Annotated in this window: 11 protein-coding genes; all 11 read right to left on the bottom strand. The window is 56.2% G+C overall.

Annotated elements, in window-relative coordinates; all coding sequences use genetic code 11:
* Window positions 1-28: 28 nt before the first annotated feature.
* Complete coding sequence (locus SFC07_RS07985) at window positions 29-1,576, bottom strand: RsmB/NOP family class I SAM-dependent RNA methyltransferase (protein ID WP_411207711.1); 1,548 nt, start codon at window positions 1,574-1,576, stop codon at window positions 29-31.
* Window positions 1,573-2,511 (bottom strand): methionyl-tRNA formyltransferase, encoded by a 939-nt coding sequence (fmt, locus tag SFC07_RS07980; protein WP_411207710.1) that lies wholly within the window; start codon window positions 2,509-2,511, stop codon window positions 1,573-1,575. Before fmt ends, SFC07_RS07985 begins: the two co-directional genes overlap by 4 nt.
* Before the next feature lie 91 nt (window positions 2,512-2,602).
* Window positions 2,603-3,112 (bottom strand): peptide deformylase, encoded by a 510-nt coding sequence (gene def / locus SFC07_RS07975; RefSeq protein ID WP_411207709.1) that lies wholly within the window; start codon window positions 3,110-3,112, stop codon window positions 2,603-2,605.
* Window positions 3,113-3,314: 202 nt separating this feature from the next.
* On the bottom strand, window positions 3,315-5,372 hold the full coding sequence (locus SFC07_RS07970) for a primosomal protein N' (protein ID WP_411207708.1): 2,058 nt from the start codon (window positions 5,370-5,372) through the stop codon (window positions 3,315-3,317).
* Window positions 5,373-5,398: 26 nt separating this feature from the next.
* Window positions 5,399-6,622, bottom strand: coding sequence for a methionine adenosyltransferase (gene metK / locus SFC07_RS07965; protein ID WP_411207707.1), 1,224 nt, complete (start codon window positions 6,620-6,622; stop codon window positions 5,399-5,401).
* A 102-nt stretch (window positions 6,623-6,724) separates the two neighbouring features.
* On the bottom strand, window positions 6,725-7,972 hold the full coding sequence (coaBC, locus tag SFC07_RS07960) for a bifunctional phosphopantothenoylcysteine decarboxylase/phosphopantothenate--cysteine ligase CoaBC (RefSeq protein WP_411207705.1): 1,248 nt from the start codon (window positions 7,970-7,972) through the stop codon (window positions 6,725-6,727).
* Window positions 7,973-8,177: 205 nt separating this feature from the next.
* Window positions 8,178-8,465 carry a DNA-directed RNA polymerase subunit omega gene (gene rpoZ, locus SFC07_RS07955; RefSeq protein ID WP_029703399.1) on the bottom strand — a complete coding sequence of 96 codons (288 nt, stop codon included), beginning with the start codon at window positions 8,463-8,465 and terminating at the stop codon, window positions 8,178-8,180.
* 89 nt (window positions 8,466-8,554) lie between these two features.
* A complete protein-coding gene (gene gmk / locus SFC07_RS07950) occupies window positions 8,555-9,127 on the bottom strand; it encodes a guanylate kinase (protein ID WP_411207704.1) in 573 nt (190 codons plus the stop codon).
* A gap of 6 nt (window positions 9,128-9,133) precedes the next feature.
* Complete coding sequence (gene mihF, locus SFC07_RS07945) at window positions 9,134-9,454, bottom strand: integration host factor, actinobacterial type (protein WP_015651394.1); 321 nt, start codon at window positions 9,452-9,454, stop codon at window positions 9,134-9,136.
* A 203-nt stretch (window positions 9,455-9,657) separates the two neighbouring features.
* Entirely contained in the window at window positions 9,658-10,494 is an 837-nt protein-coding gene (gene pyrF, locus SFC07_RS07940; RefSeq protein WP_411207703.1) for an orotidine-5'-phosphate decarboxylase, read from the bottom strand.
* 4 nt (window positions 10,495-10,498) lie between these two features.
* On the bottom strand, window positions 10,499-13,840 hold the full coding sequence (gene carB, locus SFC07_RS07935) for a carbamoyl-phosphate synthase large subunit (protein ID WP_411207702.1): 3,342 nt from the start codon (window positions 13,838-13,840) through the stop codon (window positions 10,499-10,501).
* Between the last annotated feature and the right edge of the window lie 4 nt (window positions 13,841-13,844).

Raw genomic sequence — 13,844 nt, 5'->3', positions numbered from 1 at the left:
CGCCTTAAAAGGCGGGTTTAATCACTCTCTACTTTTTGCGCAAAATGGCAAAAAACATCGCGTCCGTGCCGTGGCGGTGTGGCCACATCTGCACTGACTTTTCTGCGCCGGTATCTTCCATACCTGGCACAAATGGACGTGCATCTAATTCTTCAACATCAAGTTTGGCCAAGGCCTGATCAACCACGCCGCGGGTTTCGCGCAGATCTGGTGAGCAGGTGGAATAGACCACGATGCCACCGGAGCGCACCTTGTTGATGGCAGATTCCAAGAGCTCTAATTGCAGCACATTAAGCTCTGCAATATCGCTTTCCTGCTTGCGCCACCGTGCTTCAGGGCGGCGACGAAGTGCACCCAAGCCGGAACAAGGGGCATCAACCAGCACGCGGTCATAATTATTTTCAAGGTTGATGGAACGTCCATCACCAACCATGACCTTCACTGGCAAACCGCGGACAGACTTCTCAATGAGGCGGGCGCGGTGTTCAGAAATCTCCACCGCATCAAGCTTGGCGGCTTCCATGCGAGCCAAGGAACCAATCAGTGCAGCCTTGCCACCAGGACCAGCACAAAGATCAAGCCACTTGCCATGATCATCTGTCACTGGAACCTCAGCCATTGCACGCGCGATCAGCTGAGAGCCCTCGTCCTGTACCGCCGCGAGACCTTCCTTGATGGGTTCAATATCGGCTGGGTCGCCGCCTTCAAGATAAACTGCATAAGGAGAATAACGGCCTTCTTCTCCCCCAACAATGAGTGCAAGCTCCTCGGCACTGATTTCACCGGGGCGTGCCACCAGGTGCACCACTGGACGCTCAGAGTCCGCCGCCAGAGCATCTTCCAACTCCTCTGCTGGCAGTAGCTGCGCAAAGCTGCGCGCAATCCATTCTGGGTGTGCGGTGCGGAAGGCAACCTTGGCGATGTCTCCCTCGGGCTCGAGTTGATCCAGCCAAGCTTCAGGCGAGGTGCGGGTGATATTGCGCAAAATAGCGTTGGCAAAACCAGTGGCCTGGAATTTCTTCAGGCCACCAACCATTTTTACAGAGGTATCAACGGCGGCGTGATCCTCCACGCGCATAAAGAGCACCTGGTAGGCACCCAAACGCAGGATATCGAGGATTTCTGGATCAATCTCAGAAAGCTGACGGCCCGATGCTGCCTTAATAATAGAATCAAGCAGGCCCTGTTTACGCAGGGTGCCATAGGTGATTTCGGTGGCAAAGGCTGCGTCGCGGCCACTGAGGTGATGTTTGCTCAGCAAACGTGGCAGCACCAAGTTGGCATAGGCATCGCCGGTGCGCACACGATCCAGCACCTCAAAGGCGATTTCACGGGGTTTATCTACGCCGAGGGAACGCACATGGCGGGTTTCACCAGAAGCATCACGGCCCTGGGCCTGCTTCTTCGGTGGACGCCCCTGTCCATGTCCCTGGGCTCCCTTATTTTGGGCACCGCGGTTTTGGCCACCACGGCCTGCGCTGCTGCGTTGGGGCTGCGGACCAGTTTTGCGGGTGGATCCAGGCTTATCGCCCTTGGAACTACGTGAGCGGAAGCCGCCCGTTTTATCTAGGCTCATTGAAATTTCGCTTCCTGTTCAAGATGGACGCCACGCGCCCAGTCTGCTGCTTTCATCATCTTTTTTCCTGGTGGTTGGATCTCCACCACTTCTACTGCGCTGCTACCGGTGCCCACAAACACCGCGGACTTGCTGGCACTAATTTCGCCAGGTGCAAGCACTGGGGCCTCGCCTGAGAGCTTGATTGGTGCGACCTTGAGGCGTGCGTCGACAAGCGTGGTCCACGCCCCAGGGGCTGGGGTATGTGCGCGGATGTGGCGGTCAATGACCTCGGCGGGTTGGGTCCAATCAATGCGCGCGTCCTCGGTGGAGATTTTGGCGGCGTAGCTTGCCTCGCCTACCTGCGCCATTGGGGTGATGGTGCCGTTTTCCAGCCCGGTCATGGTTTCTACCAGCAAATCTCCACCTACATAAGCCAGGCGTTCAAGCAGGTCATCTGCGGTATCGGTAGAGCGGATCTCTTCTTTAAGCACTGCAAGAATCTCACCGGTATCGAGGCCTTCATCAATGCGGAAGGTGGTGGCGCCGGTGAGCTGATCGCCTTCACGGATGGCTGCTTGGACTGGGGCCGCGCCACGCCATGCGGGGAGCAGAGAAAAGTGCAGGTTCACCCAGCCGTGTGGTGCCACATCAAGCAGGTCTTTGGTGATGAGCTGGCCGAAAGCAACCACTGGCAAACAATCAGGGGCCAGTTCCTGCAAGCGCTTACGCACCTCTTGGCCGTCGGCGCTATCGGCCTTAAGTGTTGCGGGCTTGAGCACCTCAATGCCGTGCTGAGCTGCGAGCTCCGCAACGGCTGAAGGGTGCAAGGTGCGTCCGCGGCCACGGCGGGCATCGGGCTGGGTTAAAACTGCGACGACCTCGTGCTCAGAGTCAATTAATTTTTGCAGTGCAACAACTGCGGGTTCGGGGGTTCCGGCAAATACCAGGCGCATATGCGGTGTCCTTCCTGCGGGGCGAGCTGGGGTGGCTGTGGCTGAGTGTTTGGGCAGGGTGTTTGGGGTTCTTGGTTTTGGTGGAGCGGGGTTAGTTATTGAACCAATCAGAAGCGCGGATCACGCCCATAGCAGCTTTACGCTCAGCCGGGTCCAGGCGCTTGAGGAAGAGCACTCCATCAAGGTGGTCGGTCTCATGCTGAATGCAGCGCGCCAGCAGGCCACTAGCTACAAAGCCAATGGGATTGCCGTCTTGATCTTGGCCGGAGAGGCGCACCGTTTCATAACGGGTGGTCTCAGCGGAAACATTAGGGATAGACAAACAGCCTTCGTTGCCAGTTTGAGTATCTTCGCTGACTGGCTCCCACACTGGGTTGACCACATGCCCACGCATTCCGCCAGGCTGGTGGGAGGTATCGAAAACGAATACGCGACGCAGCACACCCACCTGATTTGCTGCCAGTCCTACTCCCCCGGCGTCTTCCATGGTGTCAAACATGTCTGCAATCAGCGTTGCCAAAGTTTCATCAAAATCGACAACCTCCTCAGCGCGGCTCACGAGGACGGGGTCGCCAAACAATCTGACATCACGAACAGTCATAGTGGGTGAAAAGCTCCTTGAACTAAGAGGTGAACTAAAGGCTGCACAAAGGCAGGAAACCAATTGACTTAAACAATTGGAAAATAAACTCTAAATCCTATCCTATCGTTCCAGCCTGGAACTTCCCTACCCAGACCATGGCAGGCTGCGCTCAGTCCGCGACAGTTCGCCCGCGGTCTGCCCGTGGCCCGCACCCAGCCTGCTAGCCAATATGCAAAGGATCCATCTGCACCCGCAGGGGCAGATCATTTTTACGTGCAGCTCGTGCTACCTGGGCCGCGCGCAAAGCATGACCAAGCTCGGCCCGTGGACCGAGCGCGGTGCGAATCAGTAGACGTTGTACTGGACCATATTTTTGCTCATCATATTCGCCTGGCAGGGTAACTCCCGGTGGCAGGTCCACCGGTCCAAGAACCTCAGCCTGCGCTGGTAGTTCCACCAATTCCAAGAAACTATCCAGCGCTGCACTTGCTCCATCCACGGCTGCCATATGCACCGAGGGCGGGAATAGCACCTCCCGGCGACTTTCTAGCTCGGCGGCGGCAGCGCCCACCACATCCCAGCGGATAAGCGATTGCACCACCGGATAGGCGGAATCGGCCACCACAATTACTTGGCCAGCGTGGAGATGGGAATGCACCATAGTGGCAGCCGCAGTCCATCTACTCAATGTATCTTCAGTAGCGCGCAGATCCTGGCGCCCCATTAATGCCCAGGTATCTAGCAGCAGGCAGGCGCCATAATAGCCATGGGACTCGGGCCCGGTGTACTGCTGGGAACCATTAAGCACATATGGCTCCGCCCCCGGGGTGGCCACCACGATGGCAGGCCGATTGGGAATAGAATCCACTATCCGATTGCCACCGGAGGTAATAATGCGCACTGCAGGGAAGGCACGTCCCAGCTCCTCAGCAGTTCGTTCGGTTCCTAAAACCACCGCACGCAACTTCCGTGAACCGCAGCTTTGGCAGCGGAAATTGGTATCAGGGCGCCCACACCACCGGCAGGTCGGAACACCAGCTTGGGTGGGACTGCCCTGAGGCAGACCTAAAGGACCATTACAGTGCCGGCAGCGCGCCGGTGTGCGACAATTTCCGCAGGCCAACGTGGGCACATAACCCTTGCGCGGAACCTGAATGAGCACTGGTTCTTTACGGTCAAGGGCATCGCGCAGGGCTTTAAAAGCAATTGCCGGCAAACGCGCCGAGCGTGCCAGCGGATCTTTTTCTAGCTCAAAGTCTGAGTCCGCCACCGCTTGAATGCGGGGCATGCGGGTGCGCAGGGTGTCACGCGGGGCCACCAAATCATGCATCCACCCCGATTCCACCAGCAATTGCGTTTCTGCAGTGCGCGCGTGGCTGGCGATAATCAGGGAGCATTTTTCCAGTGCGGAGCGGGTGGTAAGTACCTCCCGGGCATGGCAATAGGGCGCGCGCGGATCAACGAGGTTATCATCGCCATCACTGACAATGACGGCCAATTTAAGGTCCTTTACCGGCGCAAATGCTGCGCTGCGGGTGCCTATCACCAACCGGCCCTGCCCCTGCAGCACCGATAAGAACCGCCGATAGCGGGCCTGTGGCCCGAGGCCAGAATTTAATACGGTGATCTGTTTGGCGGCAACGAGGGTGCGAAGTGCGGCTTCAAGCTTGTCGACGTCCCTCTGATCCGGCAGCACAATGAGCGCACCTCCCCCATCAACAACTACCTTTACAGCCAAAGAAGCCAAGGCCAGGGCCCAATCATCGCCTGGGGCAATCTGCCAGGCAGCCCGCGCAGTGGTTCCGGCGAGCACTGCATCCACAAAAGATTGGCCGTGTTGATAGGCCGACCAGGAGGAAAGATCTGGTTCACCAGCAGTGCCCAACTCTTCCCAGGTGCTTTCTAATTGGGAATCCTCGGCTCCTGCATGGCGCGCGGGAATGGCTGAGCGAATTAAATCAGAGCGCACGCCGCCATAACGTTCGGCGAGAGCTTCGATTAATTGAGAAAGCTGCGGTGGGTAGACCACAAAAGGAGAAATGACGCGATCCAACCAGGCTAAGTTTCCTTTATGCGTGGTGTGGGCAGTGCGTGAGATGAGGATTGCGTCGACAAGCCTGCCTGCGAACCTGATCCTTACCCGCACACCTGGTTGGGCATCGCGGTCTTGATCCGCGCTGATGCGGTAGTCAAAAAGGCGGTCAAGGTGGGGCAACCCCAATAATGGGAGAACCCGCGCCACTGATAACTCTGGAGCGGGGACGCGGGTTGAAGCCATAGATCCGAAGATACTACATAGCCGTTCTAGGCCAGATTGAGGGTCGCGCGAAGTTCAGCTGCGCGGTTGGTTGCTTCCCAAGGAAGTTCCACATCGGTACGACCAAAGTGGCCATAAGCTGCGGTCTGGGAGTAGATCGGACGCAGGAGGTCAAGCTCGCGGATGATCGCTGCTGGGCGCAGGTCAAATACCTCAAGCACAGCTGCCTGGATCTGCTCATCGCTCAAGCCCTCTTTATTGGTGTCGAAGGTTTCTACATAAAGTCCAACTGGCTTTGCACGGCCAATGGCGTAGGCAACCTGTACCTCAGCGCGATCTGCCAGGCCTGCTGCGACGATGTTCTTGGCGACCCAACGCATAGCGTAGGCAGCGGAACGGTCAACCTTGCTGGGGTCCTTGCCGGAGAAAGCTCCGCCGCCGTGGCGAGCCATTCCGCCATAGGTATCCACAATGATCTTGCGGCCGGTCAGACCAGCATCGCCCATTGGTCCGCCCAAAATGAAAGAACCTGAAGGGTTGATCAGGACATTGATCTCCTGGGTGGCCAGGTGCTCAATATTGGCGTCCTTGATAACCCAATCAATAACGTGCTCACGCAGCTGAGTTTCCAGCCAGCTGCGGTCAACCTCTGGATCATGCTGGGTGGAAATAACCACGGTGTCCAGGTGTGAAGGCTGATCCTGCGCATCATAAGCGAAGGTGACCTGGGTCTTTCCGTCTGGACGCAGGTGAGGGACGATGCCCTCCTTGCGGACCTGGGTGAGGCGACGAGCCAGGCGGTGTGCCAAAGCGATTGGCAAAGGCATGTACTCCGGGGTCTCGTTGGTGGCATAACCAAACATTAGGCCCTGGTCGCCGGCGCCTGCGCGGTCATCTTCTTCCACATCATCATTGGCACGGGCCTCATCGGAGTTGTCCACGCCATCCGCGATTTCCTGGGACTGCTCACCAATGGACACCGACACACCACAGGTACGGCCATCAAAGCCGACCTCGGAGGAGTTGAATCCAATTTCGATGAGCTTATTGCGCACCAGCTGTGGGATCTCAACGTAGGCATTGGTGCGAACCTCTCCAACGATGTGCACAATGCCGGTTGTCACCACGGTCTCAACAGCGACGCGAGACTGTGGATCCTTTTCCAGGAGTGCATCGAGGATGGTATCTGAGATGGCATCGCAGATCTTATCCGGATGCCCCTCGGTTACAGATTCACTGGTGAACAAACGGACTGCAGTTGGCTGAGCCACAAAAACCCTGCTTTCGAAGAAATGTTTATAAGTAATTTTTGAATACTTAAAACAATATAGACCAAGCTGTCTAATAGTGCAATCGCGCTGGTCTACCGGCGCTTATCGACGAAAAGACGCTGCGCGGTCCCAAATAGCGGCAGCCACTTCCAACTTACTACCCTGCTTTACTTCTTCCACCCCGCCTTGGGTATCCAAAATCCAGCCCTGGTTGTCATCATGGCCAAAGACTTTTCCGACTCCAACCTCATTGCACATCAACAAATCGCAGCCCTTTTTCTTCAGCTTTGCCTTCGCGTATTCAAGGGCACTGGTCTTTTCATCGCCGGTTTCCGCTGCAAAACCCACGATTAGCGGATTGCTATCCAGCTCCCCTGCAGTTCGACGCTGCACTGTAGTTGCCAAAATATCCGGATTTTCCAGCAGATGAATCACGCTGAGCGAATCCTCATCATGGCCCTTCTTCAGCTTGGAAGAAGCCTGAGTATCAGGACGGAAATCCGCCACGGCTGCTGCCATCACAATAAAATCTGCCGCGCCCGCGCGTTCCTGCACCGCCTCAAACATCTCTCGGGTGGAGCTGACCTTAATAATCTCCGCGCCTGCTGGGGTTGAAAGTTCTACCGTACTACCGGCCACAATGGTGACCTCTGCCCCACGCTGGGCGGCGATTTCTCCCAGCGCAAAACCTTGCTTCCCGGAGGAGCTATTGCCAATAAAGCGCACTGGATCAATATATTCCTTGGTGCCGCCAGCAGTAATGAGGACTTTCTTCCCTGCTAGGTCTCTTGGGAGAGACACTCCGCGAGCAACCGCATTGGCGATATCAACAATCTGCTCCGGATCAGGCAGGCGACCAGGACCCGAATCCTTGCCGGTGAGGCGACCATGAGCTGGCTCAATAACCGTAATGCCGCGTTCTCGCAGGGTTTTTACATTGGCCACCGTGGCTGGGTTATGCCACATCTCGGTATGCATCGCGGGTGCAATAACCACAGGGCAGGTAGCGACCAAAATTGTCGCAGCTAAAAGATCATCACTGCGCCCCGCAGCGATCCGTGCCATTAGATCTGCAGTTGCTGGGGCAATCACAATGAGATCTGCCTCTTGACCAATCTTGACATGTTGGACCTTATCCACCTCATCAAAGACGGTGGTTGATACTGGATTACCCGATAGCGCTTCAAAGGTTGCTTTGCCCACAAAGTTCAGTGCTGCAGCGGTGGGAACCACCCTTACTTCATCGCTGACCTCTTTAAACGCACGAATGATATGGCAGGCCTTATATGCTGCGATTCCTCCTGCCACACCGACAACAATTTTACGGGCGGGAGCGCTTGGTGAAGACATAAAAATATGGTCCTTAGAAAGTCTGGGGTGAGGTTAATCCCCCACCACTCTAGTGCTGCTCTTCAAGGACTGCGTTCAGCAGGGCTGGAGCGTTGGAATTTGTTCCAGACATGCCAAAACACCCATTCTCTGCACCAAGTGCACAGTGGGTGTTGAGGCGTGTGAAATTTTAGGCTTTTAAACAGCTCGAAAGCTGCTTAAGTTTTTAGCCTTCCTCGTGGTCCAGCAGACCTGCATTGATTTCACGCAGTGCAATGGACAAAGGCTTCTCGCCTGGCTGTGGGGTTACGAGTGGTCCGATGAACTCGAACACTCCCTCATCAGCCTGCTGGTAGAAGCTGTTGATCTGACGCGCGCGCTTAGCGGCGAAGATCACGAGCGCATATTTGGAAGTGACCTTATCCAACAGCTCGTCGATCGGAGGGGCAGTAATGCCCACTGGCGGATCGAAGACGGCCTTGGTGGCGTTGGTCTCGTTGCTCACGTTGGTCACTGACACCTTTTCAAAAGTTTGTAGACAGTAGTTAAAGAGCGGAAAGTATGCTCAATCGAGAAAGCATACCTTACCTCCCTGCTATTTGGCTATGCGCCGAGGAGCACATCCTCAATAGCCTTGACGGCTTTGGCTACGTCATCATTAACAATAACGTGCTTAAATTCGCTTTGTGCAGCCAATTCCTCGCGTGCGGTTTCCAGCCTGCGAGCAATGACGTCTTTACTTTCAGTACCGCGCCCAGTAAGCCTTTCAACCAAAACCTCCCATGACGGTGGGGCCAAGAAGATAGTTTCAGCCTCAGGCATGAGGCGGGCAATATTGCGTGCACCAGCGAGGTCAACCTCAACTAGTACGGGACGACCAGCCTGCAATGCCTCATTTACGGGCTCAGCAGGAGTGCCTGATCGCTGCAATCCACCGTGAATATCTGCCCATTCGAGCATTTCACCACGGTCGATTTTGTCCTGAAATTCCTCAGCGCTGACATAGAAATAATCTCTGCCTTCTACTTCACCAGGGCGTGGAGCTCTGGTGGTCATAGAAACGCTGAAGTACAAGTTTGGAACATCATTGCGGAGGCGATCAACCACAGTCGATTTACCGACTGCCGAGGGGCCCGCAAGAATTACGAGCCGCCCTGGTTGGTTATCGCCCGACACTGAGAATTAGCCTTCGAAGCCGAAACGCTCGAGCAGGGCGCGACGCTGACGGTCACCCAGGCCACGCAGACGGCGGGTCTGTGCAATTCCGAGCTCGTCCATGATCTCTTTTGCCTTGACCTTGCCAACCTTTGGAAGAGCCTCGAGAAGAGCGGAGACCTTGGTCTTGCCGATGATCTCATCGGACTCAGCCTTATCCAGAACGTCCTTGAGGTTGGTGTTGCCGCGCTTCAGGTTCTCCTTGAGCTCTGCGCGTGCCTTGCGTGCTTCTGCTGCCTTAGCAAGAGCTGCTTTGCGCTGCTCATCAGTCAACTGTGGAAGGGCCACGGGGTTCCTCCGTAATCGTAAGTTTCTAGTTACCAACGGATACTTAAGCATCCGGAAATCGAGGGTACACGTGGTGAATGCCAAGCATGTCAGCCTGCGATTTTCGAATAGTCTAGCACTACTTCCACAAACACAAAGGTGGCACCGCCCCTTTTTTTTAAAACCGCTGGTCACGGCGTTACAAAAGAGTCGGTGCCAATTCTTTATGACCTGGGGAAACCTGGATAATCTGACGCAGTTTTAAGCACAGAATTACGCAGATTTTCCATATCTGGGCCTTGGGAGAGGACGGATCGTGACACATTCGGGAACGCCAAATGGTTCATATCTCCGGCGATCTTTGCGATGTCTGCAGCAGTGCCACCTTGGGCACCAACACCTGGCATCAAGATCGGGCCATTTAGCGCAGAGAGATGCGGTGGATTACTCAACGTTGCGCCCACTACCACGCCTAGATTGCCGGCTTCGCCCACAGCAGCGTGCGCAGCATTTACCTCTGTTACCGCATCGATAATCTGCTGGGAGATAGTCCAACCATCAGGTCCAACTTGATCCTGCAGCTCCCTCGCTTCTGGATTAGAGGTGGCAGCCAGGACAAACACTCCCTTGCCGTATTCTTCGGCCAATTCCAGCACTGGTGCCAAGGAACCGAACCCAAGGTAGGGAGAGACCGTCACAGCGTCGCTGACAAGCGGTGAGGCGGGATCTAGCCACGCTGTGGCATAACCAGCCATTGTGGAGCCGATATCGCCACGTTTGGCGTCAGAGACCACCAAACAACCGCTTTCGCGCAGTGCACCGATGGTTTCCTCCAGCACAGCGAAACCCTGTGAACCAAATTGCTCATAAAAAGCCACCTGTGGTTTAACCAAGGCCACCGTGTCTGCAAAAGCTTCCACACAAATGCGGGAGAACTTGGCCAGTCCGGTCACGTTGACGGGCAAACCCCAAGCCTCCAGCAGGCCCGCGTGGGGATCAATTCCCACACACAGCCTGCCACGAAGCGCAGCGGCGTCGAGAAGCTTCTCGCCGAATGTCAAGGGTCTAGGCCTTCTTTGCGTGGTCGAGTTCTTGGAGCGCGCGGACGCTAACGATGCCGTTGCGAACAGCCTCGATGCCCTGAACCGCAGCGGTTGCACCCTGAACGGTGGTGATCAAAGGAACACCTACGGTCACGGCAGCAGCGCGGATATCGTAGCCATCGTGGCGCGCACCAGCAGAACCTGCTGGGGTATTAAGGATCAGGTCAACTTCGCCCTCACGGATGCGATCGACGATGGAACGTCCCTCGACACCTTCGCGGATGTCAGAGGCCTTGAGCACAACTTCACAGTCAATGCCGTTGCGGCGCAGCATACCTGCGGTGCCTTCGGTAGCCATGATCTTGAAGCCCAAGGAAGATAGGCGCTGAATTGGCAGGATGAGGGTGCGCTTATCGCGGTTTGCCACGGAGACGAATACGGTTCCCTCGGTTGGCAGGGCACCAAAGGCACCTGCTTCAGCCTTAGCGTAGGCAGCACCGAAGTTATCGGCCAAGCCCATAACCTCACCGGTGGACTTCATCTCAGGGGAAAGCAAGGTGTCCAGGGTCTTGCCATCTGGGCGGCGGAAGCGGTTGAAAGGAAGTACAGCTTCCTTAACAGCGATTGGAGCGTCCATTGGCAAGGATCCACCGTCATAGTCGGTTGGGATCATTCCTTCAGCACGCAGATCAGCGATGGTGGCGCCCACGGCAATGCGGGACGCTGCCTTAGCCAGGTTGACGCCGGTTGCCTTGGATACGAAAGGCACGGTGCGGGATGCACGTGGGTTGGCCTCGATGACGTAGAGAATGTCATCCTTAAGCGCGAACTGCACGTTCATCAGGCCTTTTACGCCGATGCCTAGTGCGAGCTTCTTGGTGGATTCGCGAACATTAGCAATGTCTTGAACACCAAGGGTCATTGGAGGCAGTGCACAAGCGGAGTCGCCGGAGTGGATACCAGCTTCCTCGATGTGCTCCATAACGCCGGCCAAGTAGACTTCTTCGCCATCGCAGAGGGCGTCAACGTCAATCTCGATTGCATTGTCGAGGAAGCGGTCAACCAGCACTGGGTGCTCGGTGGAGAGCTCAGTTGCACGGTTGATGTAGTCCTCAAGGGAAGCCTCATCGTAGACGATTTCCATGCCACGGCCGCCGAGCACGTAGGAAGGGCGAACCAAAACTGGGTAGCTGATCTCATTTGCTACGGTGCGAGCCTCTTCGAAGGAGGTTGCAGTGCCGAATGCAGGTGCAGGCAGGTTCTCGCGCTTGAGCAGCGCACCGAACTCGCCGCGGTCCTCAGCCATGTTGATGGCTTCTGGGGAGGTGCCAATAACTGGCACGCCAGCAGCCTTGAGGCGCTCAGCCAAGCCCAGTGGAGTCTGGCCACCAAGCTGGACAATAACGCCAGCAACGGTACCGGACTGGGTCTCAGCGTGGTAGACCTCCATGACGTCCTCGAAGGTCAGAGGCTCGAAGTAGAGGCGGTCTGCGGTGTCGTAGTCGGTGGAGACGGTCTCAGGGTTGCAGTTAACCATGACGGTTTCATAACCCACGCGAGAGAGTTCCAAGGCTGCGTGCACACAGGAGTAGTCGAACTCGATGCCCTGGCCAATACGGTTTGGACCGGAACCGAGGATCAGGACCTTCTCGCGGTTGGTCTGTGGTGCAACCTCAGACTCAGCGGCCGGATCGAGCTCATATGCGGAATAGTGATAAGGGGTCTTCGCCTCGAACTCAGCTGCACAGGTGTCAACGGTCTTGAATACTGGGCGGATTCCGAGGGAAAGACGCAGGCGACGGACGCCATCTTCGCCGGCGAACTCAGGACGCAGCGCAGCGATCTGGAGGTCGGAAAGACCCATGAATTTTGCTTCACGGAGCAGATTCTCGTCGAGGAATGGCGCGTCGACAAGCTTCTGGCGGAACTGAACCAGTGCCTCCAGCTCGGCGAGGAACCACGGATCAATGGAGGATGCCTCGTGTAGCTCTTCGACGGTGGCACCCAGGCGCATGGCCAGTTCCACGTCGTACATGCGACCTTCGGTTGGGCGCTTGAGGTCTTCGAGGACAGCGTCCTTGTCTAGAGCACGGTCACCGGCGAAGAATTCATCGGACTTGGTCCAGAAACCCTGCTGCTTGGTCTCGAGGGAACGCAGTGCCTTGTTCAGGGCTGCAATGTAGTTACGGCCCAGGGACATAACCTCACCCACGGACTTCATCGTGGTGGTGAGGGTGTCGTCAGCTCCGACGAACTTCTCAAAAGCAAAGCGTGGTGCCTTGACTACGACATAGTCGATGGTGGGCTCAAAAGCTGCTGGGGTTTCACCGGTGATGTCATTGTTGATCTCATCAAGGGTGTAACCGATAGCCAGCTTGGCAGCCATTTTAGCAATTGGGAAGCCGGTTGCCTTGGAAGCCAGTGCAGAAGAACGGGACACACGTGGGTTCATCTCGATGGTGATGATGCGGCCGTCATCTGGGTTGATTGCGAACTGGATGTTGCATCCACCGGTATCAACGCCAACCTCGCGGATGATGGCGATGCCCTGGTCACGCATCTTCTGGAACTCACGGTCGGTAAGGGTCAGTGCAGGCGCAACGGTGACGGAGTCGCCGGTGTGAACGCCAAGGGCGTCAACGTTTTCGATGGAACACACAACAACCACGTTGTCTGCGCTGTCGCGCATAAGCTCGAGCTCGAATTCCTTCCAACCAAGGATGGATTCTTCGATCAAAACGTTAGCCTCAGGGGAAGCTGCAAGTCCGCCGCCGGCGATACGCTCGAGGTCTTCGGTGTTATAAGCCAGGCCGGAACCCAGTCCACCCATGGTGAAGGAAGGGCGCACAACTACTGGCAGGCCAAGCTCGGCCACGGTCTCGTGAACTTCTTCCATGTTGTGGCAGACGCGGGAGCGAGCGGACTCGCCGCCGATGGTTGCCACAATGTCCTTGAACTTCTGGCGGTCTTCGCCACGCTCGATGGCTTCGATGTCAGCACCGATGAGCTCTACGCCGTACTTCTCCAGGATGCCGAGGCGATCTAGCTTGATAGCGGCGTTAAGTGCGGTCTGGCCACCCAGGGTTGCCAGCACAGCGTCGATGGGGTGACCCTGCTCGATTTCCTTGGCGAAAATCTTGTCAATGTATTCCGGCTCGATTGGCTCCACATAGGTGTGGTCAGCCATCTCGGGGTCGGTCATGATGGTTGCTGGGTTGGAGTTGATCAGGGTAACGCGCAGGCCTTCTTCTTTAAGAATGCGGCAAGCCTGGGTTCCGGAGTAGTCAAATTCACAAGCCTGACCAATAACGATGGGGCCGGATCCGATAACGAGGACGTGGTTAATATCTGAACGCTTTGGCATTGTT

The sequence above is a fragment of the Corynebacterium callunae genome (assembly GCF_046592015.1).
Classification (GTDB): domain Bacteria; phylum Actinomycetota; class Actinomycetes; order Mycobacteriales; family Mycobacteriaceae; genus Corynebacterium; species Corynebacterium callunae_A.
Note: the sequence above shows the minus strand (reverse complement) of the source record. Positions and strands in the feature narration are given on the sequence as shown.